This is a genomic window from Qipengyuania polymorpha (assembly GCF_019711435.1).
GTDB classification, from domain to species: domain Bacteria; phylum Pseudomonadota; class Alphaproteobacteria; order Sphingomonadales; family Sphingomonadaceae; genus Qipengyuania; species Qipengyuania polymorpha.
In genome coordinates this window covers 268,960-293,507 of the sequence record NZ_JAIGNK010000001.1, presented here as the reverse complement: position 1 = coordinate 293,507, position 24,548 = coordinate 268,960, and the positions used below count along the sequence as shown (strand labels likewise).

27 protein-coding genes and 3 tRNA genes are annotated in these 24,548 nt (G+C 63.5%); 17 read left to right on the top strand and 13 right to left on the bottom strand.

Features of this window, described 5'->3' with window-relative positions; translation table 11 throughout:
* Positions 1–73 precede the first annotated feature (73 nt).
* Positions 74–880: a hypothetical protein gene (locus K3152_RS01425; protein WP_221572315.1), complete on the top strand. Its 807-nt coding sequence runs from the start codon at positions 74–76 to the stop codon at positions 878–880.
* A 49-nt stretch (positions 881–929) separates the two neighbouring features.
* Here K3152_RS01425 and K3152_RS01420 read toward each other — a convergent pair whose 3' ends face one another.
* The gene (locus K3152_RS01420; RefSeq protein ID WP_221572314.1) at positions 930–1,946 is read right to left on the bottom strand and encodes a polyprenyl synthetase family protein; all 1,017 of its coding nucleotides are present in this window, start codon (positions 1,944–1,946) and stop codon (positions 930–932) included.
* A gap of 67 nt (positions 1,947–2,013) precedes the next feature.
* On the opposite strand from K3152_RS01420, the gene K3152_RS01415 reads away from it, so the two are divergent.
* Positions 2,014–2,325, top strand: coding sequence for a chorismate mutase (locus K3152_RS01415; RefSeq protein ID WP_221573057.1), 312 nt, complete (start codon positions 2,014–2,016; stop codon positions 2,323–2,325).
* Here the strand turns inward: K3152_RS01415 and K3152_RS01410 are convergent.
* From K3152_RS01410 to K3152_RS01390, 5 genes are all read right to left on the bottom strand, one after another.
* Positions 2,322–3,134 (bottom strand): peptidase, encoded by an 813-nt coding sequence (locus K3152_RS01410; protein WP_221572313.1) that lies wholly within the window; start codon positions 3,132–3,134, stop codon positions 2,322–2,324. The two genes, K3152_RS01415 and K3152_RS01410, sit on opposite strands and share 4 nt — an antisense overlap.
* 41 nt (positions 3,135–3,175) lie before the next feature.
* Positions 3,176–4,669, bottom strand: coding sequence for a sensor histidine kinase (locus tag K3152_RS01405; protein WP_425594662.1), 1,494 nt, complete (start codon positions 4,667–4,669; stop codon positions 3,176–3,178).
* The gene (locus K3152_RS01400; RefSeq protein ID WP_040963393.1) at positions 4,617–5,297 is read right to left on the bottom strand and encodes a response regulator transcription factor; all 681 of its coding nucleotides are present in this window, start codon (positions 5,295–5,297) and stop codon (positions 4,617–4,619) included. Before K3152_RS01400 ends, K3152_RS01405 begins: the two co-directional genes overlap by 53 nt.
* Positions 5,298–5,395: 98 nt before the next feature.
* Positions 5,396–5,713: a PepSY domain-containing protein gene (locus tag K3152_RS01395; protein ID WP_221572312.1), complete on the bottom strand. Its 318-nt coding sequence runs from the start codon at positions 5,711–5,713 to the stop codon at positions 5,396–5,398.
* A 76-nt stretch (positions 5,714–5,789) separates the two neighbouring features.
* A complete protein-coding gene (locus tag K3152_RS01390) occupies positions 5,790–6,524 on the bottom strand; it encodes an SIMPL domain-containing protein (protein WP_221572311.1) in 735 nt (244 codons plus the stop codon).
* A gap of 135 nt (positions 6,525–6,659) precedes the next feature.
* On the opposite strand from K3152_RS01390, the gene K3152_RS01385 reads away from it, so the two are divergent.
* From K3152_RS01385 to K3152_RS01375, 3 genes are read left to right on the top strand one after another with little or no spacing between them, the layout of a single operon-like run.
* Entirely contained in the window at positions 6,660–8,267 is a 1,608-nt protein-coding gene (locus tag K3152_RS01385) for an amidohydrolase family protein (protein WP_221572310.1), read from the top strand.
* A 42-nt stretch (positions 8,268–8,309) separates the two neighbouring features.
* Positions 8,310–10,118 (top strand): ABC-F family ATP-binding cassette domain-containing protein, encoded by a 1,809-nt coding sequence (locus K3152_RS01380; RefSeq protein WP_221572309.1) that lies wholly within the window; start codon positions 8,310–8,312, stop codon positions 10,116–10,118.
* Positions 10,115–10,690, top strand: a complete 576-nt coding sequence (locus K3152_RS01375) for a uracil-DNA glycosylase family protein (protein WP_247713105.1) — start codon at positions 10,115–10,117, stop codon at positions 10,688–10,690. The genes K3152_RS01380 and K3152_RS01375 overlap by 4 nt, the downstream gene beginning before the upstream one ends.
* A 56-nt stretch (positions 10,691–10,746) precedes the next feature.
* On the opposite strand, the gene K3152_RS01370 is transcribed toward K3152_RS01375, so the two are convergent.
* On the bottom strand, positions 10,747–11,220 hold the full coding sequence (locus K3152_RS01370) for a DUF6456 domain-containing protein (RefSeq protein WP_221572308.1): 474 nt from the start codon (positions 11,218–11,220) through the stop codon (positions 10,747–10,749).
* A 92-nt stretch (positions 11,221–11,312) separates the two neighbouring features.
* Here K3152_RS01370 and K3152_RS01365 point away from each other — a divergent pair, with 92 nt between their 5' ends.
* The gene (locus K3152_RS01365; RefSeq protein ID WP_221572307.1) at positions 11,313–11,885 is read left to right on the top strand and encodes a helix-turn-helix transcriptional regulator; all 573 of its coding nucleotides are present in this window, start codon (positions 11,313–11,315) and stop codon (positions 11,883–11,885) included.
* Between the two features lie 19 nt (positions 11,886–11,904).
* On the opposite strand, the gene secF is transcribed toward K3152_RS01365, so the two are convergent.
* The 3 genes from secF to yajC are packed head-to-tail and all read right to left on the bottom strand — an operon-like array spanning position 11,905 to position 14,848.
* On the bottom strand, positions 11,905–12,882 hold the full coding sequence (gene secF / locus K3152_RS01360) for a protein translocase subunit SecF (protein WP_221572306.1): 978 nt from the start codon (positions 12,880–12,882) through the stop codon (positions 11,905–11,907).
* A 12-nt stretch (positions 12,883–12,894) separates the two neighbouring features.
* Positions 12,895–14,496, bottom strand: a complete 1,602-nt coding sequence (gene secD, locus K3152_RS01355; RefSeq protein ID WP_221572305.1) for a protein translocase subunit SecD — start codon at positions 14,494–14,496, stop codon at positions 12,895–12,897.
* 28 nt (positions 14,497–14,524) lie between these two features.
* Positions 14,525–14,848 carry a preprotein translocase subunit YajC gene (gene yajC, locus K3152_RS01350; protein ID WP_221572304.1) on the bottom strand — a complete coding sequence of 108 codons (324 nt, stop codon included), beginning with the start codon at positions 14,846–14,848 and terminating at the stop codon, positions 14,525–14,527.
* 237 nt (positions 14,849–15,085) lie between these two features.
* Between yajC and K3152_RS01345 the strand changes: the two genes are divergently transcribed.
* A tRNA-Pro gene (locus K3152_RS01345) sits at positions 15,086–15,162 on the top strand.
* 89 nt (positions 15,163–15,251) lie between these two features.
* Here the strand turns inward: K3152_RS01345 and K3152_RS01340 are convergent.
* Positions 15,252–15,686: a hypothetical protein gene (locus K3152_RS01340; RefSeq protein WP_221572303.1), complete on the bottom strand. Its 435-nt coding sequence runs from the start codon at positions 15,684–15,686 to the stop codon at positions 15,252–15,254.
* A gap of 203 nt (positions 15,687–15,889) precedes the next feature.
* Here K3152_RS01340 and K3152_RS01335 point away from each other — a divergent pair, with 203 nt between their 5' ends.
* The 6 genes from K3152_RS01335 (at position 15,890) to K3152_RS01310 (ending at position 20,361) form a co-directional block, all read left to right on the top strand.
* Positions 15,890–16,303 (top strand): holin family protein, encoded by a 414-nt coding sequence (locus K3152_RS01335; RefSeq protein WP_221572302.1) that lies wholly within the window; start codon positions 15,890–15,892, stop codon positions 16,301–16,303.
* A gap of 23 nt (positions 16,304–16,326) precedes the next feature.
* Complete coding sequence (gene aroQ, locus K3152_RS01330; RefSeq protein WP_221572301.1) at positions 16,327–16,761, top strand: type II 3-dehydroquinate dehydratase; 435 nt, start codon at positions 16,327–16,329, stop codon at positions 16,759–16,761.
* 72 nt (positions 16,762–16,833) lie between these two features.
* On the top strand, positions 16,834–17,328 hold the full coding sequence (gene accB / locus K3152_RS01325) for an acetyl-CoA carboxylase biotin carboxyl carrier protein (RefSeq protein ID WP_221572300.1): 495 nt from the start codon (positions 16,834–16,836) through the stop codon (positions 17,326–17,328).
* Between the two features lie 9 nt (positions 17,329–17,337).
* Positions 17,338–18,687, top strand: a complete 1,350-nt coding sequence (gene accC / locus K3152_RS01320) for an acetyl-CoA carboxylase biotin carboxylase subunit (protein ID WP_221572299.1) — start codon at positions 17,338–17,340, stop codon at positions 18,685–18,687.
* A 65-nt stretch (positions 18,688–18,752) separates the two neighbouring features.
* Complete coding sequence (locus tag K3152_RS01315) at positions 18,753–19,793, top strand: hypothetical protein (protein ID WP_221572298.1); 1,041 nt, start codon at positions 18,753–18,755, stop codon at positions 19,791–19,793.
* 184 nt (positions 19,794–19,977) lie between these two features.
* Positions 19,978–20,361, top strand: a complete 384-nt coding sequence (locus K3152_RS01310) for a hypothetical protein (RefSeq protein WP_221572297.1) — start codon at positions 19,978–19,980, stop codon at positions 20,359–20,361.
* Between the two features lie 15 nt (positions 20,362–20,376).
* On the opposite strand, the gene K3152_RS01305 is transcribed toward K3152_RS01310, so the two are convergent.
* Both K3152_RS01305 and K3152_RS01300 read right to left on the bottom strand, forming a co-directional pair.
* Entirely contained in the window at positions 20,377–20,541 is a 165-nt protein-coding gene (locus K3152_RS01305; protein WP_221572296.1) for a hypothetical protein, read from the bottom strand.
* The gene (locus K3152_RS01300) at positions 20,538–20,999 is read right to left on the bottom strand and encodes an Lrp/AsnC family transcriptional regulator (RefSeq protein ID WP_221572295.1); all 462 of its coding nucleotides are present in this window, start codon (positions 20,997–20,999) and stop codon (positions 20,538–20,540) included. Before K3152_RS01300 ends, K3152_RS01305 begins: the two co-directional genes overlap by 4 nt.
* A 247-nt stretch (positions 21,000–21,246) precedes the next feature.
* On the opposite strand from K3152_RS01300, the gene K3152_RS01295 reads away from it, so the two are divergent.
* The 4 genes from K3152_RS01295 to K3152_RS01280 all read left to right on the top strand — a co-directional run bounded on the left by K3152_RS01295 (position 21,247) and on the right by K3152_RS01280 (position 24,547).
* Positions 21,247–22,914 carry a sensor histidine kinase gene (locus tag K3152_RS01295; protein ID WP_221572294.1) on the top strand — a complete coding sequence of 556 codons (1,668 nt, stop codon included), beginning with the start codon at positions 21,247–21,249 and terminating at the stop codon, positions 22,912–22,914.
* A 79-nt stretch (positions 22,915–22,993) separates the two neighbouring features.
* Positions 22,994–23,070: transfer RNA gene (locus K3152_RS01290), tRNA-Ile, on the top strand.
* A 34-nt stretch (positions 23,071–23,104) separates the two neighbouring features.
* Positions 23,105–23,181 (top strand) — tRNA-Pro (locus K3152_RS01285).
* A 28-nt stretch (positions 23,182–23,209) separates the two neighbouring features.
* Positions 23,210–24,547 carry an MATE family efflux transporter gene (locus tag K3152_RS01280; protein ID WP_221572293.1) on the top strand — a complete coding sequence of 446 codons (1,338 nt, stop codon included), beginning with the start codon at positions 23,210–23,212 and terminating at the stop codon, positions 24,545–24,547.
* The last annotated feature ends 1 nt before the right edge of the window (position 24,548 follow it).

Sequence of the window (24,548 nt, the reverse complement as noted above, 5' to 3'; positions counted from 1 at the left end):
GGGGTGAGGTTGTCCGCATGCCAACCAGCGCAAAAGCGCACGGCGGGACAGCACGAAAGCAAGGGAGAAACATATGAAAAAGATGATGACGGCGCTCGCCGCCTTTACGCTGACCGCCGGTCTCGCGGCCTGCTCCAGCGCGGACGACACCGAAGCCACGACTGCTGCCGCCAGTGACATCTCGGGCAACTGGATGATCGACCTCGACAGTGCCGAGTTCGAGAACGACAACCGCGAATACCTCCTCGCCGACGGCACATTCGAGTGCAAGAGCTGCAACCCGCCCTTCAGCATGGCTGCCAATGGCGAGTGGCAGGACCTCGACCGCCCCGGCGCGGACAAGGGCATGATCGAAGTGGTCGACGACCGGACCGTGAAGACAGCCTACCAGTTCGAGGGCAAGGACACCGGTGGCTCCACCTGGACCGTCAGCGAGGACGGCGCGACGATGAAACTCGACTTCACCAGCATGACCGGTGACGAGACCATCAACGGCAGCGAAACCTACACCCGCACCGGCGATGCGCCCGATGGAGCACACGCGGTTTCGGGCCAATGGTCCAACAATGGTCCCGATAGCGTGGACGAGGCAGCGCTTCGCGCCATGTACAATGTCGAGGGCGACCAATTCACTTTCGACGGCAACAACGGCAGCTACACCGCCACGCTTGGCGGCGAACCCGTTGCTATCGAGGGGAACAATGCCGGAGTGATGGTTGCTGTCGAGCGGATGGGCGACAATGGCTACCGCCTGACCTTCTCACGCGACGACGAGACCCTCTCAACTTCCGAACTGACAGTCGATGGCGATACGCTGACCGGCGTTTCGACCGATGCGCGCGACGACAGCGTGGTGCGCTGGACGGCCACCCGCCAGTAATCGGTGCCAATTCCGCGAAGCCCGGCCTGCCGCGTGCAGGTCGGGCTTTTCAGTATCCGCGCGAGACGGCGAAGAGCGCGGCCTGCGTCATTGCGCGGCGGGCCTTGCCGTCGGGGAATATCGACAGCGCATCGATGGCGCGCTGCGCAAAGTGGCGCGCGCGGGCCTTGGTGTCAGCGACCGCATTGTGGCTGTCGATGAGGCGGATGGCTTCGTCGAGGTCTTCATCCGACGTACGGAAGCCCGCGATGGCGGCCTTCCAGAATTCGCGCTCTTCCTCGTTTCCGCGCGCATAGGCGAGGATGACGGGAAGCGTCATCTTGCCTTCGCGGAAGTCGTCGCCGCGATCCTTGCCCATCTCGGCGGCATTGGAATCGTAGTCGAGCGCATCGTCGACCAGCTGGAAGGCCACGCCGAGATTGCGGCCGTATTCATCCAGCGCCTGCTCTTCCTCGTCGCTGCATTCGGCAACGACGGCTGCAATCCTGCTGGCAGCGGCGAAGAGCGCGGCAGTCTTGGCGCGGATGATGTGGAGGTAGCGTTCCTCGCTGGTGTCGATCTTGCGCTGCGCGGTCAGCTGGTCGACCTCGCCCTCGGCAATGATGGCACTGGCGCCCGAAAGGATTTTGAGCACCTTGAGACTGCCGTCCTCGGTCATCAGCTCGAAGCTGCGGCTGAACAGGAAATCGCCGACCAGCACGGTCGCCGGATTGCCGAAAATGATGTTTGCCGCCGCCTTGCCGCGCCGAAGGTCGCTGCCATCGACGACATCGTCATGCAGCAGCGTGGCGGTGTGAATGAACTCCACCGCTGCGGCGAGCTTGTAATGGCGCGTGCCGCTGTAACCGACCAGCTCTGCCCCTGCGAGCGTGAGCATGGGGCGCAGCCGCTTGCCGCCGCCTGAAATCAAATGACCCGCCAGCGCCGGGATAAGCGGCACTTCGCTCTGCATCCGGTCGAGGATGACCTGGTTTACCTGGTTCATGCCTTGCGCGGTCAGCGCCAGCATGGGCTCGATGGAAGGCTCAGGCGCCTTGCGCGGCAGGGGGACGACGTCGGCTGTCATGTCAGCTTGGCCATGTCCTGCCTAAGCTTTCTTGGCAAGAGCGCGATTGCCGCTAATCTCTCATCTCATGGCGCAAGACACGCAACAAACCGCCGAAGACGCAACGCTGGCAGGCTTTCGCAAGAGCATCGACAATATCGATGCCGCTCTGGTGCACATGCTGGCCGAGCGGTTTCGTATCACGCAGGCGGTAGGTGCCTACAAGGCGAAGGCCACGCTTCCACCCGCCGACCCGGCACGCGAAGCCGAGCAGATTGCCCGGCTTCGGCGCCTTGCGGAAGAAAGCGAACTGGACCCCGAATTCAGCGAGAAATTCCTGCGCTTCATTATCGACGAAGTCATCCGCCACCACGAACAGGCGCGGGATAACTCCGCTTAATCGTCCTTGTGCTCGGGCGGCTTCGATGAGGTAGCCGGAGTATTGCGACGCGGAGCCGGGGCGCTGCGCTGGGTGCGCACGGGACGGCTCGACTGCTGCGGTCGCGGTGCGGGTGCGGCGGCTACCGGACGAGCAGGTGCTGCCCGCTGGGCCCTCGGCGCGGGCGCAGGCGCGGTCCGTGCGCGGCGGTTACCAGTAGTCGCAGCAGCAGGCGCATTGCGGCGCGTGCCAGCGCGTTCGGCAGAACGCGTGCGGCGGTCTTCGCGCGACGCGGCCTCGGCTGCGCGGCGAACGGCATCGCTGCCAAAGCTGCCCTCGCGCCGTTCGCGGCGGTCTGCACGGCGCTCTGAACGACGCTCGTCACGAGCCTCACCTGTGTGGCGGCCGCGGCGACCGTCACGGCGACCCTCGTGATGGCCATCACGGCTCGAATGGCGACGCTGGTCGCGGTAATAACCGTCCTCGCCGCGCGAATAGCCGGCCCAGTTTTCCGCCATCTGCCTCACGCCGCTGCGGCGCTGGTGCCAGTAGTGGCGGTGACGGTCGCTCCAGCGATGGCGACGCCCATGGCGGTCGTAGACATAGTAGCCGGCGCCCGGATAATAGTAATCCTCGTACCAGCCGTAATAGTAGTCATCGTAATAGGGGTCGTAATAGCCGTCGTGATATCCGACACCGACCGAGACGCCCGAATAGCCGTAGCCATCGTCGTAAATGGTACATCCGCCGAGGCCGAGGCCTGCAAGGCCGATAATCCCCATCCGGAAAGCGAGTGGCGCCAAGCGCGCGCTGTTCTTCGAGTCGTCCATGAAACGTTGCCTACCGTGGACGAATTGAACGGTTTGTGAATTCAGTTGCCGGGTCTCGGCAATCTAAGCGTGACCTGCAGGCCGCCGAGGTCCTCGCTGGTGCCGAGTTCCACCTCGCCCGCATAGATTTCTGCGACATCGCGCACGATGGACAGGCCGAGCCCCGTTCCGGGTTTGCCGGTGTCGAGGCGTGCGCCGCGGTCGAAGATGCGGATCCGCTCGGCTTCGGGAATACCCGGCCCGTCATCCTCCACCCAGATTGTGCAGAGCGCGTCATCGGGCAGCGCATCGACGGTCACGAACACGCTGCCGCCGCCGTATTTCGCTGCGTTCTCGATGAGGTTGCCGAGGATTTCGTCGAGGTCCTGCCGCTCTATGGCAACAGTGGCCTCCCGGTTGCCGTCGAGATCGAAGCGGGTGTCCTCGTAGATGCGTGTCACCGCGCGTAGCACGCTTTCCGCGCTCGGCCATACTTCGGCGCGCGAGTGCCCCGTCGCGCGGCGTCCGACCGCCCTTGCGCGGGCAAGGTGGTGTTCGACATGGCGCTGCATGGTCTTCGTCTCGCGGCAAACGAGATCCGAGAGCTTCGGGTCGTGCGCCGTGGCGGCATTGGTGAGGACGGTGAGCGGCGTCTTCAGCGCGTGGGCGAGATTGCCCGCATGCATGCGCGCTTCCTCGGCCTGCTTTTCGGTATGCGCGAGCAGCGCATTGATTTCATCGACCAGTGGCTCGACTTCGAGCGGCAGCGGTTCCTCGATGCGGTTCGCGCCTTCGCTTCGCATCGACTTGATGGCAGCACGCACACGGCGGAGGGGAGAGAGACCGTACCAGCTCTGCAGCGCGGCCATGATGAGAAGCCCGAGACCCAATACGGCGAAACTCCACACGAGGATCGAGCGAATACGCGCGACCTGGAAATCCAGCTCCTCGCGCGCGGAGGCAACGGTAAAGGTCCATTGCACGTCGCTGTCGGGCAGAATGATATTGCGCTCGACGATACGCAGCGGCTCGTCCGGGAACTGGTTGCTGTCGTAGAAGTGAGGTTCGTTGTCCTCGTGGTCGCCATGCACTTCCAGAGTGCGGTCCCAAAGGCTCCGGCTCGGGTAAGGGTCACGTTCGGGTCCGCTGATTTGCCAATAAACCCCTGAATTGACTTCGAGGAAGCGCTGGTCGCCAAGCGAGCGATAGAAACGCACATCGCCCCAGTCATCGACTTCCGCCGAGGCGATCAAGGCGGTCAGCACATATTCGAGCTGGTCGTCGAAATTCTCCTGCACCTCCCGGGTCAACGCTCGATCGAGCGCAAATCCGCCGCCAAGCAGCAACACCGAGATCCAGATGGCGGCAATCGCCATCATGCGCTTGGCGAGGCTGCGCTGCGGCGCAGGTGGCGTGGCGAGGACTACCGGGTCGGCATCTGCGGCAGGCACAGCGGGGGCCGCAGCAGGTGAACCCGCCGCCGCCCTCGCCTCGGCATCCTTCTCAGGATGCGCGCGGCTGGTCGGCGGGGTCGTCGAGGCTGTAACCGAGTCCACGGATGGTCGTAATCACTTCGGCACCCAGCTTCTTGCGGATGCGCGTGACGAAGACTTCGATGGTGTTGGAATCCCGGTCGAAATCCTGGTCGTAGATGTGTTCGATAAGTTCGGTGCGGCTGACCACCTTGCCCTTGTGGTGCATGAGGTAGGACAGCAGCTTGTATTCCTGCGCGGTCAGCTTGACCGGCTCTCCTTTCAGCGTGACGCGGCCCGAACGCGTGTCGAGACGCACGTCGCCAGCAGTGAGCTCGCTCGAGGTATTGCCCGAAGCGCGGCGGATAAGCGCGCGCAGGCGGGCAATCAGCTCTTCGGTCTGGAAGGGCTTGGCAAGGTAATCGTCGGCGCCCGCATCGAGGCCGGCGACCTTGTCCGACCAGCTGTCACGCGCGGTCAGCACGAGTACGGGGAACTTGCGCCCTTCCTTACGCCACATGCCGAGCACGGTCAGCCCGTCGATTTCGGGCAGGCCGAGGTCGAGAATCACCGCATCATAATCTTCGGTAGAGCCGAGGAAATGTCCATCCTCGCCATCGGTGGAAAGGTCCACCGCATAGCCGTTCTGCTCGAGCGTGCTTTTCAGCTGTTGCCCGAGGGTCGGCTCGTCTTCGACGATAAGGATTCTCATGAATTTCCGTCCTCGCTAATAATCTTGCGCGTGTCGTTCATGTAGATGAACGCGTCAAGATGAACGAGGTTTCTGATTGCGGAAAATCAGCGACCCAATCATCGACTGCGACGCAGGATGCGGCCAGTGCGCGCATCGACATCGACATAGAGCACCTTGCCCTTTTTGATGAACTTGAGGCGGTAGGCCATGGCTGTCGAATCATAGTCGAAGCCAAGATATTCCGCATCGCCCATCATCGGCAGGACACGGTTCTCGATCTCGCGGGCGCGCAGGATGTTGCCCGCGCGCATTTCCTTGCGCGCTTCGCCCTGGTCGGAGCGGCGCTGCGCCTCTGCCGGAGCCGGAGCGATTGTCGCGGCAATCGGCCCGGCGATGAGGCCGAAGGCGAGAAGGGATGCGAGAACCTGTTTCATGATGCCAGTCTTAGTAGGCATGAAGCATTGAACAAGGTGTGAATATGGCGGTTCACACCCGTTCAGCGAAACCTGCTCAGCGGACCATCTCGTATTTCACCATGATCGTGACGCCGGTACCGACCTCACCCGGCTCAATGGGCGTCGAGGCATCGGCGGCCGCTTCCATCCGCACCGAGGCCATCGCCATGGGCGGACGGCGCATATAGGACTGGAAACTCTCGGAAACCTCGAGCAGGCGGACCGAGCTGTATCCGGCCATGCGCGCATAATTTTCAGCCATCGCCTTACCGCTGGCGAAGGCTGCGGCGCGCGCCTCATCCTTGGCTTCGGCATCGTCCTCGAGCATGAAATTGGGGCCGTGGATATTGTTCGCGCCCGCCGCGACCAGCGCATCGAGCACCTCGCCCGCCCGCTTCAGATCGCGCAGCTTCACATTGACCTGGTTGTGGACCGTATAGCCGGTGAAGCTTTGCTCGCCCGTTTGCGGATTGTGGCGATAATCGGGATTGAGGTTGAAATTCGAGGTCTGGATGTCGCGCCGCTCGATACCGAGCGCACGCATGTGTTCGACCAGCCGTTCCATCGCCTGCGCATTCTGCTGGACCGCCTGCTGCGCGGTGGGCGCGCGGGTAATCACGCCTGCCCCGATTTGCGCCACATCGGGCGCGGAGTGGACGATTTCCTGCACATTCAGCTCGACCACCGGCCCTTGCGAGGCGATCTGCACTTCGGCGGCCTGCGCACTCATCGGCACGGCAGCAGCCATCACGAAGGCGGGAATAGCGAGCATCGTTTTGGTGGACATCATGGTCGAATCTCCTTCTGTCGAGCGAAGTTTCCGCTTTGCAGCTTTACGCCTGCCTGAACGGGGAAGTTCCGCTAAATGCTTTGCCGACAGGGATTTGCGCGCTAGCCAAGGCCACGAAACGGGGGAGATGCCGGAGTGAAACTGCCGAAATTCGTACTTGCCGCGCTTGCCATTTTGGTAGGCGCGCCACTTGCCGCTCAAGGCATGCAGCCTGTCCCCGACCGCACCGAGGGCCAAGGCCCCTATCCCACTTTAATCGTGTCGGGTGCGACCATGGTCGAAGGCTCGGGCGCGCCGCCGATGGGGCCGGTGGACATCGTCATCGAGGGCAACCGCATCGCCGCTATTCATGGCGGCAGCGCTCCCGACGAAGTACGCGCGAAAGCTGGCCGCATTATCGATGCCAAAGGCATGACCGTCATGCCCGGCTTCATCGACACGCATGGTCATAATGGCGATCCCGCCAAGGCCGGACAGCCCTCCTACGGCTACAAGCTCTGGCTCGCGCATGGCGTGACCAGCGTACGCGGCGTGTCCTTCTACTGGGGACCGGGGCAGCCCGACCTCTCCGATACGCAGCGCAGCGCAGACAATTCCATCACCGCACCGCGCCTCTTCCCCTATGCCGCTTTCGGCGACAAATGGGACGGCGGCGCGGTCGACACTCCCGCCAAGGCGCGCGAATGGGTGCGCTGGGCGAAGGCGCGCGGCTACTGGGGCATCAAGTTCTTCAATTCCCAATCACCCGAAGTGCTCGGGGCCGCGCTGGACGAGGCGGAAAAGCAACGGATGGGCAGCGTCGCCCACCTTGCCCAGCCCGGCGTCCAGCGCGTCAACGCCGCCAAGGCCGTGGAGCTAGGCATGGACGGCATCACCCATTTCTACGGCCATTTCGAGAGCCTGCTCGCCGATGCGGCGCTGCCGAAATACCCGCAAGGCTACAATTATTTCGACGAGCAATCGCGCTTCGCATGGGTCGCGCGGCTGGCAGACCAGGTGGTCGAGCCGGGCAGCGAGGAATGGGACGAATATATCGACCACCTCGTCCATAGTGGTGTGACGCTGAGCCCCACTTTCAACATCTATTCCGCCAGTCGGGATGTGATGGCAGCCAAGAACCGCGACTGGCACGAGCGCTACAGCCTGCCCAGCCTGATGGATTTCTACGCCCCCAGCGCGACCAATCACGGCAGCTATTACAAGGACTGGTCGACCGAGGACGAAGTCGCCTGGCGCAAGTTCTACCGCTACTGGTTCGACCTGACGAAGGAATTCCACCGCCGCGGCGGCCGCGTCACGGCGGGCAGCGACCCGGGATATATCTACCAGACCTGGGGCTTTGCTTATATCGGCGAGCTGGAAATGCTGCGCGAAGCCGGCCTTGAACCGCTCGAGGTCATCCGCGCTGCGACTGTTGCCGGGGCAGAGGAAATCTACCAGGCGCGTGGAGAGGCCCCGCCGATGGGCACGATACAGGTCGGCAAATTGGCCGACCTCGTCATCGTACCGGGCAATCCGCTCGACAATCTGAAGCTGCTCTACGGCACGGGCCACACCAAGCTCAATTACGAGACCGGCGACATCGAACAGGTCGGCGGGGTGCGTTGGACCATCAAGGACGGCATCGTCTATGACGCGCCCGCGCTGCTCGAAGACATTGCGCAAATGGTGGAGATTCAGAGAGCGGAGCGTGAAATCGCCGGAGATGCGGCAGAAGCCGCCGCCGACGCTTTCTCGGACTAGAAGCTTGCGGTTGTCGGGTCGCGCGACTACCTCGCGCGGCCTATGGCACAGCCCCCCATCCTCAGCCTCGAAGGCATGGCCCTTCAGCAGGGCGGCAAGTGGCTGTTCGGCGGCCCCGACCACGCCCCGCTCGACCTGCACATCGGTCCGCGCGACCGCCTCGCGCTGATTGGCCGCAACGGCGTCGGCAAGACCACGCTGTTCCGCATGATCGACGGCCGCATCGAAACCGATGCCGGCACGCGCAAGGTCAAGCCGCATGCAAAAATCGTGCTGCTCGAACAGGACCCCGACCTCACCGGCTACAAGACGCTGATGGACTGGGCGCTCGACGGGACACACGCCCCGCAGGAATTCGAGGTCGAGGCCATTGCCGGCCAGCTCGGCATCGACATGAGCCGCGAGACCACGGGCGCGAGCGGGGGCGAAAAGCGCCGCGCCGCCATCGCCCGCGCGCTGGCGCAGGAACCCGACCTGCTGCTGATGGACGAGCCGACCAACCACCTCGATTTGGGCGCAATCGACTGGCTCGAAGGCTGGCTGGAGCGCTACAAGGGCGCCTTCGTCGTCATCAGCCACGACCGGACTTTCCTCAAGCGCCTCACCCGCGCAACCATCTGGCTCGACCGCGGCGAACTGCGCCGCAAGGAAGTCGGCTTCGGCGGCTACGAGGCGTGGGAAGAGCAGGTCTACGCCGAAGAAGCGCGCGCGGCGGAAAAGCTCGACGCGAAGCTGAAGATCGAGGCGCACTGGCTCGAACGCGGCGTGACTGCGCGGCGCAAGCGCAACCAGGGACGTCTCGAGAAGCTGTGGCAGATGCGTGCGCAGCGGGCCTCGATGATTTCGGCAGGCGGCACCGCCAAGCTCAAGCTGGCGACCGAGGAGGACTTCAAGTCCAAGTCGGTCATCGTCGCGGACAAGATTACCAAGGCCTATGGTGACCGCACGATCATCAAGCCCTTCTCCCTGCGCATCCAGCGCGGCGACCGCATCGGCATCGTCGGCGCGAACGGTGCGGGCAAGACGACGCTGCTGAAGATGCTCACCGGCGAGCTCGAGCCCGACAGCGGCACGGTGGAGATCGCCAAGACGCTGACCGGCGTGATGATCGACCAGCAGCGCCAGCTCCTCACCGCCGACAAGACCGTGCGGCAGGTGCTGGCCGAAGGCGGCGACTGGATCGACGTACGCGGGGTTCGCAAGCACGTGCAGGGATACCTCAAGGAGTTCCTGTTCGACCCCAAGATTGTCGACATGAAGGTGGCCGTTCTCTCGGGCGGCGAGCGCAGCCGCCTGCTGCTGGCGCGCGAATTTGCCAAGGCTTCGAACCTTCTCGTCCTCGACGAACCGACCAACGACCTCGACCTTGAAACGCTCGACCTGCTGCAGGAAGTCATCGCCGATTACGAAGGCACCGTCCTCATCGTCAGCCATGACCGCGACTTCCTCGACCGCACGGTGACCATCACGCTCGGCCTCGACGGAACGGGCAAGGTCGATGTGGTCGCGGGCGGTTACGAGGACTGGCAGGCAAAACGCCAGAAGCCTGTCACCGGCAAGGCGAAGAGCGAGAAATCCGAGGACAAGCCCGCGCCCCCTCACCCGTCGCCGCCCAAGCCGACCAAACTGAGCTACAAGGACCAGCGCGATTACGAGCTGTTGCCCGCGCGTATCGAGGAACTGGAAGCGGCCATCGCGCGCGGCGAGCAAATCCTTGCCGACCCGGACCTCTACACCTCCGACCCGCAGCGTTTCGCCAATGTCTCCAAGGGCATCGAGAACGCGCGCGCCGAAAAGGATGCGGCGGAAGAACGCTGGCTGGAGCTTGCCGAGCAGGTCGAGGCGCTTTGACGGCGGACGCACTCAAACGCGAAATCCGGTCCTGCACATTGTGCGCCGAGCACCTGCCGCTCGGCCCCAAACCCATCGTCCAGTTCAGCCCGACCAGCCGCGTGGTGGTCATCGGGCAGGCACCCGGGCGCATCACGCATGAGAGCGGCTTCGCCTTCGACGACAAGTCGGGATACCGGCTCGCCGAATGGCTGGGCGTCAGTTTCGAGACGCTGCACGACCCGGCGCGCTTCGCCATCGTCTCGATGGGCTTCTGCTATCCCGGCAAGGCCAGCGGCGGCGACAAACCACCCCGCCCAGAATGCGCGCCAACATGGCATGAACGCATCTGGAAGCTGCTACCCGAAGACCGCCTGACCCTGCTCGTAGGCACCTACGCCCAGCGCGCCTATCTGCCTGTCACGAAGGGCTGGAGCATGCGCGAGCGCATCGTCAACTACCGCGAGTTCCTGCCGGCATTTTTCCCGCTGCCGCATCCATCGTGGAGGAGCACGCTCTTCATGCGCGACAATCCCTGGTTCGGGCAGGAAGTATTGCCAGAACTGCAGAAACAGGTTCGCGCTCGCATCTAACCCTTGTCACTCCTGCAAAATCAGGAACGACAATGGGAGGACGTGGAACCACGCCCTCACCTTATCCGATAAAAATCGGCCACCCGGTCCAGCGCCAACTTGAGCACCAACTTCCCGCTCCGCGCGGGCCAGCCAAGCCCCTTCTCCGCTTCGGGCAGCCCCTCGCACGCGCAAGCCACGCGCCAGAGTATGTCCTTCAACCCGCTGCCCGCCTCGGCCATCGCCCCGTCGAAGCGCGCCTTGGCTGCCAGTTGCCGCTCGGATGGCGTCAAGCCGTCACCTCCGCCGCCATCGACGCGCACAGGGTCCCAGCGCATGGTGACCGAGGGCGAGAGCTGCGCCCGCTCGTAATCCGCCCGCAGGCGTTCGCCCGCGTCGAACTGCCTCTCGTCGAGATGCCCGCGCGCATGTAACCAGGTTAGCGGCGACTCCGCCATGTTCACCGTAACGGTTCGCCGCTTGCCCGCTGCCGAACCTGCACGTTTCGGACCGACTTCGGTCAGTTCGCGCTCGACCAATTCCCTTTTCATCGCAATCTCCGCTTTACTGTGTAGCGGCCTTGCAATTCATCGGTTCGTGTAGGAAAGAGAAATCACCAATCCGGTTACATGAGGGTTTTGCCGTGATAAACCGCATCCGCGACATTCGTAAGCAAAAGGGCATGACTTTGGCCGACCTCGCCGAGGCCTGCTCCCCGCCCACCACGCCGCAGACGGTGGGGCGGCTCGAGACTGGCATGCGCAACCTCTCGCTCAAATGGATGGAGCGGATCGGCGCGGCGCTGGGCGTGGATCCGGAAATGCTGGTGCGCTCGGAAAAGGCAGGGCATCCGCAAGTGGTTGCCACGCTGGGACAGTCGGGTCCCGAGGCGCTGGGAACGACCCGCGATGCCATACTTGCCACCGACCTGGGCGGCGATGGTGCGCTGGTGGTCCTGACCATCGACTATCCGCATGGCGAATATCGTCCGGGCGACCAGCTATGGCTGCGCCAGCTACCACCCGAAGAGGCAGCGCGGGCCGTCAATCGCGATGTGCTGGTCCCGAAGAAGGGTGGTCGCTTCGCCTTTGGCCGCCTCATCGACCGGCAAGGCAATCTCGTCGGTCTGCTCCCTCCTGGTCACGGAGAGAAACAGCAGGTGGTCGACAATCCCGCCTGGATTGGTGTGGCAGAGATGCTGGTCCGCCGCCTCTGAAGGCGACGGACATCAGCAATCAGACTTCGCCGCGCAGCTTCTTTTCCTGCCGGTCTGCCACGGTCTCTTCAGGCACGAAGCTGTCGGAGTTCACTCCCATCCACACCAGTAGCGGCGAGGCCATGTAGACCGAGGAATAGGTACCGACGAACAGGCCGAAGGTGATGCCTGCGGTCAGGCCGAACAGGCTGGCCGGACCGAAGAACAGCAGCGGCAGCAACGCCACGAGGAGCGTCAGCGAGGTCATCACGGTACGCGCAAGCGTCTCGTTGACCGACAGGTCGAGCAGGTCGGGCAAGTGCATCTTGCGATACTTCTTCAAGTTCTCGCGGATGCGGTCGTAGACGACGATCGTATCATTCAGCGAGTAGCCGATGATGGCGAGGATGGCGGCGATGATCTGGAGGCTGAATTCGAGCTGGAACAGCGCGAACATCCCCAGCGTCAGCGACACGTCGTGGAACAGCGCGAACAGCGCACCCACGCCGAATTGCCATTCGAATCGAATCCAGATGTAGAGCGCAACCGCCAGCATGGCGTAGATCAGCGCATAGACCGCATCTTCGCGAAATTCGCCCGAGACCTTACCCGAGACATTGTCGTTACCGTCGATGCGGATATCGGGGTAGTTGCCCTGCAGTTCCTCGATGACGGCAGTCGCCGCCTCCTGCGCGGCTTCCTTGTCGGCCGAAACCTCGTCGGGCAGGCGCACGCGGATGGAGACCTGGTTGTCCTCGCCGAACCGCTGCACGACAGGCGAGCCATAGCCCAGCCCCTCGATATCGGTGCGCAGCTGCGGGATCGGTGCCTCGCTGCTCTCGGTGAAGGTCGCGCGGACTTCGAGGCCGCCGGCAAAATCGACGCCGTAGTTGAGGCCCTTGGTCATCACCAGCGCCCAGCTTGCGGCAATCAGCAGCAGGCTGACCACGAAGAAGGGCACGCGCCACTTGAGGAACTTGATGTTGGTGTCGTCGGGGACGAGCTTGAGAAGTTTCATTGTCCGTCCTCCTTAAAGGTTGATGTCGCTGGGGCGCGTCTTGCGCAACCAGTTTGCCACCCACATGCGGGTCAGCGGCAATGCGGTGAAGACCGAGGTGAAGAGGCCCACCACCAACACGACCGCGAAACCCTTGATCGGACCCGAGCCGAAGCTGAACAGCAGCACACCGGCGATGAAGTTGGTGATGTTGGCATCGTAAATCGCGCGGCTGGCTTCCTTGTAACCATTCTCGACCGCGGCGATGACACGCCGACCACGCTTGCGCTCTTCACGGATGCGTTCGTTGATCAGCACGTTGGCGTCGACGGCGGCACCGATCGTCAGCACGAAACCGGCAATGCCCGGCAGCGTCAGCGTCGCGTTCATCAGCGCCATGATGCCGAGCAGCATGAGCACGTTGATGACCAGCGCCACGGTCGCATAGATGCCGAAACGGCCATAGGTGATCATCATCAGCAGCATGACCAGCAGCGTGCCGATACCCATGGCGAGCAGGCCCTGCTTGATCGAGTCGGCACCGAGGTCGGGGCCAACGGTGCGCTCTTCCACCACCGAAAGGTCGACCGGCAATGCGCCCGAGCTCAGCTGGATGGCGAGGTTATTGGCGGTCTGAACAGTGAAGCTGCCGCTGATCTGCGACTGGCCGTTCAGGATCGGCTCGCGCATGACCGGGGCCGAAATGACCTGGTCGTCGAGAATGATGGCGAAGCGTTCGCCGACATATTTGGTGGTCAGGTTGGCGAAGCGGCGCGAACCCTCGGCATTGAAGGCGATATTGACCACCGCTTCGTTGGTCTGCGGGTCGACGCCCTGACGTGCGTTGGTGAGCGTCGAGCCGTCGATACCGCCGAGACGTTCGACGACGACACCGCCACCGGGAATGCCTTCTTCTACCGAATAGGGAACGACCTCGCCGCCCGCGACGAAGCCACGTGCCACTTCGGCTTGCGTCGCATCGCGCAGCACGCGCTTGAATTCAAGCTGCGCAGTCTTGCCGATGAGTTCCTTGAGCGCTTCGGGATCCTGCAGGCCGGGGACCTGCACCACGATGCGCGTGTCGCCCTGGCGAATGACCGTGGGCTCACGCGTGCCAAGGCTGTCGATACGATCGTTGATGACGCTGAGTGCGGCATCCATCGCCGAACTCACCGCATTGTCGAGGCCGGCTTCGGTCTGCGAAAGGACGAACCGCTGGCCGTCGACCACCTGGAGGTCCCACTCGCGGACCGTACCGGTGCCGTTGATGAGGCCTTCGATCTTGGCGCGTGCGCGGTCGATATCGCCGGCATCGTTCAGCAGGAAGCTGAGCTGGCCATCATCGGTCGAAACGTCGCCGATCCGGATACGCTCTGCGACATCGCGGCCCCTCAGCGCGCTGCGGACGCCTTCTTCCATGTCCTCGAGGCGCTTGGCTGCAACCTGTTCGCGCTCGGCTTCGAGCAGGATATGGCTGCCACCGGCAAGGTCGAGACCGAGGTTGACGGTCGGCTCGGGCAATGCGTCGGGCCATTGCTGGTTCGACAGCGAAGCAAGCGAAGGAAGGGCAAGGAGGATGCCGAGGACGGCGATGCCCCAGAGCATAACCTTCTTCCAGGTCGGGAATTCCAGCATGGCGGTGTCTTTCGTCCTGGGCGCCGGGTCAGTCGTTGGCGGGCTTGGCGGGCTTGCCGCTCAGCACTTCGCCGATGGTGTGCTTGACCGCGCGGACTTTCATGCCCTTGGCGAGTTCGAGTTCGACGAACTGCTCTTCCACCTTGGTAATCTTGCCGACGAGACCGCCAGCCGTGACGACTTCATCGCCCTTCTTGAGACCGGCGACCTTTTCCTGGTGCGCCTTCTGCTGGCGCATCTGCGGGCGGATCATGAGGAACCAGAAGACGGCGAAAATGGCGATCCAGGGCAGGATGGTCAGCCAGACCGGCGGCTCTCCGGCGGTACCGGTGACGGCGAGAAGAGTGTACATGAAGAAGGTGCCTGTCGTTTGATGATTATGTCTGGTCGAAGTCAGTTGGGCGCTGTCGCCGCATGCTTCAAGGCATGCAGGGCCGCTCCCTCCCGAATTTGTGGCGCGCGGTTAGCAGCAATGGGTTTGACTGGCAATGAACTGGCTTCGACAGGCGCGGAAAGTGGCGACAAATTGGGCAAGAAGGGTGCTTGCCATGTCGAAATGGCGCGCCTATAGGGCCGCCTCCACTGGTTTCGGGATGTAGCGCAGCCTGGTAGCGCACCATACTGGGGGTGTGGGGGTCGCTGGTTCGAATCCAGTCATCCCGACCAGTGGTTTACCCCCCTTTCCGATTTCGATGCTGAAAATGCCGACGCGCCTCGCGTGCACGCCATTGCTTGCGCTTGTCGTTTCCGAAGGTTTAGCCGGGGCTCTTGTTGTTGCCGCCGCCGCCATCGCTGCTGCCTCCGCTGGCGGCAATCAACCCGGTCAGGACCAGGCCCGCGACAATCCCGAGCGCAACCTTGCTGTCGCCAAGGCCACCGCCCCCCGCGCCGCGAGCGGCGTTTGACGCAGTGTTTGCGTTAGCGTCGAGTATACCGGCTGCTGCGCAATCGGCATCCTCGTACCATTCGAGCCATTCGCGCCAATCATAGCGCTCTCCGTCACCGGCAGAGCGGTAGCGCTTGCCGGCATAACGCCACGCGGCGGGGTCGTTACCCGCCTCGAGATAGTCCTCGTACTCTTCAACGTAGATGCCGCATTCCCAATGCTCGGGCGGGAGCAGCGCGCCCTCTTCGCTCGAAAGGATTTCGCGGTCGGAAGCCATTTGCGCATAGGCGAACGTACCTGTCACGGCGAGAGAGCCCGCCGCGGCTGTCAGTACAATCGGTAGAATCCTGCGCATCGTAAGGGTTACCCGGGTTTTTACCTCTCGCCCTTTTGCAAACCAAATATGAATTTTCAATTAGGATTTGGGCAAGTTGCACAGGGTGATGCCGAAAAAGCACTTTCCTACACGAACCTAACTGGTTCACCTGATTGCCTCAGGAGGACAATATGGCACTCATCGAATCGCTCATCGGCCCCATCGCCTCGCTTATCGACAAGATCATCCCCGACAAGGAAGCCCGCGCGAAGGCCAAACTCGAATTGCTGGCACTCGAAGGCACGCACGAATTGAAGGCCATCGAAGCGCGTCTGTCCGCTATCGTCGCCGAGGCCAACTCCAAGGACCCCTGGACCAGCCGAGCGCGTCCCAGCTTCCTCTATGTGATGTACGCCATCATCCTGTTTGCGCTGCCGATGGGCGTGCTCGCCGCCTTCTCCGCAGAAACCGCGCAGGATATCGGCGCAGGGATAACCAGCTACCTGCGCGGGTTGCCGGAAGAACTCTACGCGCTCTTCGGCACCGGCTACCTCGGTTATACCGCCGCGCGCCAGTGGGGGAAGGTAAAGGGTGTCGAAGGCTGAGAACTGCCGCTAAGACCCGCTGAATGACCAACACCGTCTTCGTCCTCAACGGCCCCAACCTCAACCTGCTCGGCACGCGCGAGCCGGAAATCTACGGCTCCGACACGCTCGCCGACATCGAGGCCATGCTGCAGAGCCAGGCCGGGCCGCTGGGGCTGGAGATCAGCTTCCACCAGACCAATCACGAAGGACAGCTGGTCGACTGGCTGCACGAGGCGAACCGGCAAGGCGCGAAGGCGGTCCTGCTTAACGCAGCTGCCTATACCCACACCTCGATTGCGCTGCTCGACGCGATCAAGGCCATCAGCGTGCCGGTGATCGAGGTGCACCTTTCCGACCCGACGACACGCGAGGAATTCCGCCACATTTCCTATGTCGGGATGGCGGCCGCGGATTGCGTGCAGGGCCTCGGTGCGCGCAGCTATGCCGTAGCGTTGGAGAAAGCCGCGACGCTCTGAATTCGCGCCCCCCCTTGTCTTGCGCGCCCGCCTCACGCATAGGCGCGTGCAATAACTGACAAGGGACCATTCATGGCCGAACGTAAAGGTAGCGCCGGGAAATCCGGCATGAACGTCGACACCTCGCTCGTGCGCGAACTCGCCGAGATGCTGGGAGACACTGGGCTCACCGAAATCGAAGTCGAGGACGGCGACCGCAAGATCCGCGTCTCGCGCGGCGGCGTCGCCATGGCGGCCCAGGCCCCGATGATGGCAGCGCCCGCCCCGGCAGCCGCCCCGGCGCCTGCAGCAGCAGCTCCCGCAGCCGATGCCGCACCCGCAGCAGCCGACACGGCAGGCGCCATCAAGTCGCCCATGGTCGGCACGGTCTACCTCGCCCCCGAACCGGGCGCTGCGGACTTCGTGAAGGTCGGTGACAGCGTGAAGGAAGGCCAGACCCTGCTCATCGTCGAGGCGATGAAGGTCATGAACCCGATCACCGCCGACAAGGCCGGCACGGTCAAATCCATCCTGGTCGAGAACGCCCAGCCGGTCGAATTCGACCAGCCGCTCGTCGTTATCGGCTGAGGCTGACCCATGGCAATTACCCGCATCCTCATCGCCAACCGCGGCGAAATCGCGCTGCGCATCCACCGCGCGGCGCATGAAATGGGCATCGAGACGGTCGCGGTGCACTCCACCGCCGACGCTGATGCCATGCACGTCCGCCTCGCCGACCATGCCGTCTGCATCGGCCCGCCGGCTGCAGCCGACAGCTACCTCAACATCGCCAACATCATCTCGGCGGCAGAGGTCAGCCACGCAGACGCCATCCATCCGGGCTACGGCTTCCTCTCGGAAAACGCGAAGTTCGCCGAAATCGTCGAAGCGCACGACATTGCCTGGATCGGTCCCAAGCCCGAACATATCCGCACCATGGGCGACAAGGTCGAAGCCAAGCGCACTGCGGGCGCGCTCGGCCTCCCGCTGGTGCCCGGCAGCGACGGCGCGGTTTCGGAGGTCTCCGAGGCACGCAAGATTGCCGACGAAATCGGCTATCCGGTCATCATCAAGGCAGCTTCGGGCGGCGGCGGCCGCGGCATGAAGGTCTGCGAGAGCGAAGACCAGCTCGAAACGCTGATGAAGCAGGCGGGTAGCGAGGCGAAGGCCGCCTTCGGCGACGCGACCGTCTATATCGAGAAATATCTCGGCGATCCGCGCCACATCGAATTCCAGGTCTTCGGCGACGGCAATGGCAATGCCATCCATTTGGGCGAACGCGATTGCTCGCTCCAGCGCCGCCACCAGAAGGTGCTCGAGGAAGCCCCCTCCCCGGTGCTAGGCGAGGAAGACCGCATGCGCATGGGCGAAATCTGCGCGCAGGCGATGCGCGACATGGGCTATCGCGGCGCGGGCACCATCGAGTTCCTGTGGGAAAACGGCGAGTTCTACTTCATCGAGATGAACACCCGCCTGCAGGTCGAACACCCGGTCACCGAAGCCATCACCGGCGTCGACCTCGTGCGCGAACAGATCCGTATCGCGGCGGGCAAGCCGCTTTCTGTCGCGCAGGAAGATATCGAGTTCAAGGGACATGCGATCGAGTGTCGCATCAACGCCGAGGACCCGTTCACCTTCGCCCCCAGCCCGGGCAAGATCAGCTATTACCACCCGGCTGGCGGCATGCATGTGCGCGTCGATAGCGGGCTTTATGCCGGCTATTCGATCCCGCCCTATTACGACAGCATGATCGCCAAGCTGATCGTCTACGGCCGCAACCGCGAAGGCTGCATGATGCGTCTGAAGCGCGCGCTCGAAGAGATGGTCGTCGAAGGCGTGAAGACCAGCATCCCGCTGCACCAGGCGCTGCTCGAACAGCCCGACGTGCAGAGCGGCGACTATTCGATCAAATGGCTCGAAGAGTGGCTGAAAGAACGGGACGGCTGACCAGCAAAGCCGTCCCCTTCGGGAGACTGCTACATTTCGCGTAAAAACAATGTAATACTGCGCCCATGAGGTTGCGGGCATCGGACACGGACTATGCGGGCACGATGTGGCCCACGGTGTTCTGGGCCGTATGTGCCATTGGCCTGCTCATTCCGAGCCTGATGCTGCTCGGCAGTATCGCACCCAATTTCACGCTGTTCTGCCTCACCTATTGCTGTTTCCTCTTCATGGCGCGGAGGTTGCTCGACGGTACGGCGGTTCATTTCATGGCCTTCGTGCTTGCAATCGGGACCTTCATCCTCGTCCCGACGGTCCAGCGCGCCATCGCCAGCAGGGCGCTCGAGCTTTACCAGGTCGAGGCAATAGAACCGTCGGCCCCAATCGAATGGAGCGGCCATGTCCGGGTCGAGTCAGCATTACGCAGCCCCGGCGAATACAGCATCAGGCGCTTGGTGGAGGAACTCCTGCTGTCAGGCGATGTCCACACGGTCACAGTCGCCGATGTGAGATGGTCCGAATTCTCCGAGCTGACCAGCAAGAAAACGCCCATGGTTGAGGAAGAAATGAGCTTCGGCTGGTCGAAGGCAGGAGATTGCCTCGCCCGCTTGGAAGCGCATTGGAGAAACCCGGAACCGCCACCGCCCGAAATCGGGGGAGCGCGGCAGCGCGAGTATCGTGACCGCCTGCGGCAACTCACTTCGGACTGCCTCACCCAGACCGAAATCGTTGAGGGCTTCGACTGGCGGCTACGCTACGGAACCTGGCGCGAGGTGGACGACACGCGTGAGACAAAAATTGTGTTCGGCCGGTACCGGGGCGAGGTTTACGGCGATGGCCTGAAGGTCGATTTCATCACCCTCGAACCGCGCGAGGGCGACTACGCCCTCAGGCTCTTCCACCCCATGCGGAGTGCCTGGAAGGTGCCGTTCGAGGTTCGCAGCACCCGCTTCTACACGCAATTGCTGGACGTATCGGGGTTGCGCATCGTGCGCTCCTACTATCCCGAAGAGCAATATTGGCGCGATGATCTCGGGCATTGGCTCGGCGAAGGCGTCGCGCGCGACGTCGGATATGGATCTGCAATCCCCTTCGGCTTCTTGCACTGACGTAGCCCGCGCAGCAGGCGTTCCCGTCCGCTGCTTGCCAATAGGAGCCCGGAAGACGGTCGCCGCTGGAAGAGCATCGGCAACACATGCCCCTTGCGGCCTCCAGCTTGCAATATTGATGCCGACCTTCCCGCCGTCAGCGACCCGATTGCAATTCCGCCGACTTCGCCACTATGGTGTGCGGATGAGACTTGCGGCGCTTCTCCTCCTCGCTCCGGCCTTGGCTGGCTGCCAGATCACCCCGGAACAGCCTCTCGGTCCGCATTCGTCCGAGCTTACGCCGTTCGACCGCAACTCGCCCGAATGGGAAGGCCTGAAGTTCGCGCGCAACCGCTGTGCGGATTGTCATGCGGTGGAACGCGACCAGGCGTCGCCCAATCCCGCGGCTCCCACCTTCGTCGCAATCGCCAACAGGCCGGGCATGGACCGCTCAGGCCTTTCCGACTGGCTGGCCAACGGCCACGATTACCCGGACCAGATGTATTTCGAAATTCCCGCAGAGCACATCGACGAGCTGGTCGCCTATGTCGTGACCCTGAAAGCGCAGGATCCAGCGACGGGCAACTGAGCGGGCGTCTGGAAACTAGACCAGGCAGCCCTTCGGACCGATCCAGACGCACGGGCCCATCGAATCGCTGAGGACCGGCACGCTGATGTCGCAAGACAGGATGGCGAACTGCACCGATGCCAGCAACAGGCACGACACCGCCGTCAGCCGCCCCATGCGCGCGCGGATGGCGCGCATCACAGCGGGACGCCCGGCTCGTTCTTGCTGGTGCGGATGGTGAGCGAAGTCTTCACGCTGGCGACGTTCGGCGCGGGGGTGAGCTTGCTGGTCAGGAATTCCTGGAAAGCCTGCAAATCGCGCGCGACGATCTTGATGATGAAGTCGATTTCGCCGTTGAGCATGTGCACTTCGCGCACCTCGGGCAAATCCTTCATCGCGTCCTCAAATTCGCGCAAGGCGTTCTCGGCCTGGCTCTTCAGGCTGACCATGGCGAAGACGGTAATCGAGAAACCGAGCTTCGAGGGGTCGAGTTCGGCATGGTAGCCGCGGATGACGCCCTCTTCTTCCAGCGCGCGCACGCGGCGCAGGCACGGGGGTGCAGTCAACCCGACGCGGTGCGCCAGTTCGACATTCGTAATCCTGCCTTCGTCCTGCAGCTGAGACAGCAGGCGACGATCGATGTCGTCGAGATTGGCCATTATGCAATTCCCCGGTCTGGGCCCTAAGTCACAAAAGGACCGCGCATATGAAATGTTGAAAACGCGCAACCTTGTGATTGGCTAACATTATTATGTTTGCCAGCAATTGTCCCCTTTTGCAACGCCTCTCGACTCTTCCGAGCGTCCATCTGGGGTAAATGACCACTTAACTATATCTGTTGTCCCTCCTTGAGGGCGATTCTGCGATGGCGGATCCCTGAAAAGCCGAATTTTTACCGGAGATTGGATGCATTTCGACGACCGCCTTGCCACTGTGCTGCGCCTGCGCGCAACCGGCGAGCGTGCGGCGAAGACGCAGTTCCGCCAGCTTATCGACCTGCTCGGCGAGCGTCCGCAGGCGGGCGACAGGGCGCTGAAGGCGGCTGCCTATCTGCGCCTGATTGCATTGGGCGAAATGATTCCCGCCAAGACCCGCGCCGCTATCGTCGGCGAAGCCGGCTGGCGGTTCCGCAACCCCGAACTGGTGAAGTGGTTCGGCGAGGCGCATCCGCATGTTGCCGCCGCCGCGCTCTACCGTGCACAGCTGCGCGGGGCCGAGTGGGCCGAACTCATACCGAAACTGCCCATCCGTGCCCGCGGCTTCCTGCGCCACCGCCGCGACCTGCCGCGCGAGGCCGTGGAGGTTCTCGACCGGCTGGGCGTTTCCGACCGCGCTTTGCCCGAGCCCGAGCCGCTCGAACTGATGGAAGAGCTCGCCCCTCCACAAGAGGATGCGGCGCCTGCACCGGTCGCAGCGGCACCCGAAGAACCGGCCACCCGCTCTGCTCCGGGCAAGGAAGATGTGCGCTCGCTCGTCGCGCGTATCGAGGCTGCCCGCCGCGCTGCGCGGGGCGAGCAAGCCAGCGAAGACCCGCGCCTGCCGATGGGCGACGAACCCGCCAAGCCGCAGGGCGAACTCGACTATTTCCTTTTCGGCACAGATGCCGAAGGGCGCGTCGACTGGGCCGAGGACGCTATTGCCCCGATGGTGGTCGGCATCGACCTGACCACGCTCGGCTCGACCGCCGTCACACAGGCCATTTCTCGCCGCCAGCCGCTCAGCAACACGCGCCTCACCCTGCGCGGAGCCAGGCGCATCGAAGGCGAATGGATTGTCGACGCCACCCCGCGCTTCTCTCGCAGCGAGGGCCATTTCATCGGCTATGTCGGCCGTTTCCGCCGCGTGGTCGCCGATGTCGTCGACCGGCGCGAGGCCGAGGCCGACCGCCTGCGCCAACTGCTTCACGAACTGCGCACACCGGTCAACGCCATGCAGGGCTATGCCGAAATCATCCAGCAGCAGATGATCGGCCCCGTCCCGCACGAATACCGCAGCATCGCCGCCACCATCGCGGGCGATTCGGCGCATATTCTCGCCGGATTCGATGAACTCGACCGGCTGGCGAAGCTCGAGGCAGGTGTTCTCGATCTCGAACCCGGACAGTGCGATTTCGCCGCGATCGCACGCCGGCAGGTCTCGCAATTGCAGACCGTGCTCAGCCCGCGCGTCGCACGCTTCGATGCGAGCCTCGGCGATGCCCGTGCACCGTTCGCCCTCGAACAGGGAGAAGCCGAGATGCTCGCATGGCGCCTCCTCGCGACGCTTGCAGGCGCCACCGGCGCAGGCGAGGCGATCCGCCTCGACCTCGACACCGAAGGCGACCAGATCGAGTTTTCCTCCACCCTCCCCGCCACCTTGCGCGAGGCCGAGGACATTTTCTCGGTCGAGACCCGCACCACGACCGGTGCGCTCAGCGCGGGTATCTTCGGGGCAGGTTTCTCGCTTCGCCTCGCGCGCGCCGAAGCCCGTGCTGCGGGAGGAGAATTGCTGCGCGACGGCGACAGGCTGGTGCTCTCGCTCCCGCTGCTGACGGGCGCCGAGGCACACCCACTGCCCGAAAGCGCAGCGGGATAGGCAAAACCCGCCCAAAGCAGCTTGCGCCATGCCAGCGGCGCGGCTAGGCGGCGTTTTCGCCTTCACGGACGGTTGGCGGGGGCCCGTAGCTCAGTTGGTTAGAGCTGGCCGCTCATAACGGCTAGGTCGCGGGTTCGAGTCCTGCCGGGCCTACCAACCGCCGTCCGGTCAGAAGTTCGACGTAACGTGTCGGGGAGTGGCGCAGCCTGGTAGCGCACCTGTTTTGGGTACAGGGGGTCGCTGGTTCGAATCCAGTCTCCCCGACCACACGTCGAACATTGCAGGGGAGCGAGTAGTGACGACCACCACCGCCTCCCCTTCCCCACCGCTCGATACGCGCGCCATCTGGGCGATTGCGCTGCCCGCGATGGTGACCAATGTTGCCACCGCGCTCATCGGCATCGGCGACATGTGGATCGTCGGGCGGCTGGGCGATGCGCCGACACAGGGCGCAGTCGATGTTGGCGCACGTCTGTTCGCGGTGCTCTTCACGGTGATGAACTTCCTCAAGACCGGCACTACCGGACTGGTGGCGCAGGAAGGCACACGCTCGGGCGCCGAGGCACAGGCGCTGGTGCTGCTGCGCGGACTGCTGGTAGGTCTTGCCATCGCCGCGCTGCTGCTGCTCGCCAAGCCGCTGCTGCTGCCCTTCGCGCTCGATGCGCTGGGTGCGGACGGCGCGGTGCGCGAGGCTGCCCGCACCTATGCCGATATCCGCTATTGGAGCGCGCCTGCGGTAATGGCCAATTTCGCCATGATCGGCTTCCTCGTCGGACAGCGCCGGATGAAGACCGTGCTGCTGGTCGAGGTCGCCTACAACCTCCTTAATGTTGGACTGGGCCTGTGGTTCGTGCTCGGCCTCGACTGGGGCATTGCCGGGATCGGCTGGTCGAGCTTCATTGCTGAATTCGCCAAGCTGGCAGTGCTCGGGGCCATCCTGCTCAGCGGCGCGCAAGGAGCGGCGCTGCTGGCCCGGGCAAAGGCGGGCGGCGTGGCCAAGCTGTCCGAACTCAGGCCCTTCCTCTCGGTCAATCGCGACTTGTTCCTGCGCACCGTCGTGCTGGTCATCGCGCTGGCGGGCATCACGCGTCTTTCGGCAGAGCGCGGCGCGGTCGAACTGGCGGCCAACGGCATCATCTACCAGCTCTTCATCCTCACCGCGCTGCTGCTCGACGGCTTCGAGAACGCCGCACAGGTCCTGAACGGCGAGCGTATGGGCGAGAAGGATCGTGCAGGCTTTACCGGCTACATCCGCGCTATCCTGTGGCGGGGCATGGCAGCCGCCGCGCTGGTGGCGCTTGCCTTCGCGCTGTTTGCCGACCCCATCCTCGCCAGCTTCGCGGCAACCGACGCGGTGCGCGATGCCGCGCAGGAGCTTGCGCCCTGGCTCGTGCTCATCCCCTTCCTGGGGCTGGCAGGTTTTGTGCTGGACGGAGTCTATGTCGGCGCAAGCTGGACGCACAAGCTGCTCTGGACGATGGTCGGCGCTGCTGCGGTCTATGGCGTGTCGCTATGGCTCACCTGGCCAATGGGGAGCCACGGATTGTGGTTGTCTTTCAGCCTCTTCCTCGTTGCCCGGGCCGTGTTACAGGTCGCATTCATGCCCGGCCTCATACGCAGGGATTTCGCTTGAG

What these genes read in the sequence shown, in the direction of transcription:
- K3152_RS01425 (WP_221572315.1), top strand. Translation starts at nt 74, where the DNA reads ATGAAAAAGATGATGACGGCGCTCGCCGCCTTTACGCTGACCGCCGGT.
- K3152_RS01420 (WP_221572314.1), bottom strand. Translation starts at nt 1,946, where the DNA reads ATGACAGCCGACGTCGTCCCCCTGCCGCGCAAGGCGCCTGAGCCTTCC.
- K3152_RS01415 (WP_221573057.1), top strand. Translation starts at nt 2,014, where the DNA reads ATGGCGCAAGACACGCAACAAACCGCCGAAGACGCAACGCTGGCAGGC.
- K3152_RS01410 (WP_221572313.1), bottom strand. Translation starts at nt 3,134, where the DNA reads ATGGACGACTCGAAGAACAGCGCGCGCTTGGCGCCACTCGCTTTCCGG.
- K3152_RS01400 (WP_040963393.1), bottom strand. Translation starts at nt 5,297, where the DNA reads ATGAGAATCCTTATCGTCGAAGACGAGCCGACCCTCGGGCAACAGCTG.
- K3152_RS01395 (WP_221572312.1), bottom strand. Translation starts at nt 5,713, where the DNA reads ATGAAACAGGTTCTCGCATCCCTTCTCGCCTTCGGCCTCATCGCCGGG.
- K3152_RS01390 (WP_221572311.1), bottom strand. Translation starts at nt 6,524, where the DNA reads ATGATGTCCACCAAAACGATGCTCGCTATTCCCGCCTTCGTGATGGCT.
- K3152_RS01380 (WP_221572309.1), top strand. Translation starts at nt 8,310, where the DNA reads ATGGCACAGCCCCCCATCCTCAGCCTCGAAGGCATGGCCCTTCAGCAG.
- K3152_RS01370 (WP_221572308.1), bottom strand. Translation starts at nt 11,220, where the DNA reads ATGAAAAGGGAATTGGTCGAGCGCGAACTGACCGAAGTCGGTCCGAAA.
- secF (WP_221572306.1), bottom strand. Translation starts at nt 12,882, where the DNA reads ATGAAACTTCTCAAGCTCGTCCCCGACGACACCAACATCAAGTTCCTC.
- secD (WP_221572305.1), bottom strand. Translation starts at nt 14,496, where the DNA reads ATGCTGGAATTCCCGACCTGGAAGAAGGTTATGCTCTGGGGCATCGCC.
- yajC (WP_221572304.1), bottom strand. Translation starts at nt 14,848, where the DNA reads ATGTACACTCTTCTCGCCGTCACCGGTACCGCCGGAGAGCCGCCGGTC.
- K3152_RS01335 (WP_221572302.1), top strand. Translation starts at nt 15,890, where the DNA reads ATGGCACTCATCGAATCGCTCATCGGCCCCATCGCCTCGCTTATCGAC.
- aroQ (WP_221572301.1), top strand. Translation starts at nt 16,327, where the DNA reads ATGACCAACACCGTCTTCGTCCTCAACGGCCCCAACCTCAACCTGCTC.
- accB (WP_221572300.1), top strand. Translation starts at nt 16,834, where the DNA reads ATGGCCGAACGTAAAGGTAGCGCCGGGAAATCCGGCATGAACGTCGAC.
- accC (WP_221572299.1), top strand. Translation starts at nt 17,338, where the DNA reads ATGGCAATTACCCGCATCCTCATCGCCAACCGCGGCGAAATCGCGCTG.
- K3152_RS01315 (WP_221572298.1), top strand. Translation starts at nt 18,753, where the DNA reads ATGAGGTTGCGGGCATCGGACACGGACTATGCGGGCACGATGTGGCCC.
- K3152_RS01310 (WP_221572297.1), top strand. Translation starts at nt 19,978, where the DNA reads ATGAGACTTGCGGCGCTTCTCCTCCTCGCTCCGGCCTTGGCTGGCTGC.
- K3152_RS01300 (WP_221572295.1), bottom strand. Translation starts at nt 20,999, where the DNA reads ATGGCCAATCTCGACGACATCGATCGTCGCCTGCTGTCTCAGCTGCAG.
- K3152_RS01295 (WP_221572294.1), top strand. Translation starts at nt 21,247, where the DNA reads ATGCATTTCGACGACCGCCTTGCCACTGTGCTGCGCCTGCGCGCAACC.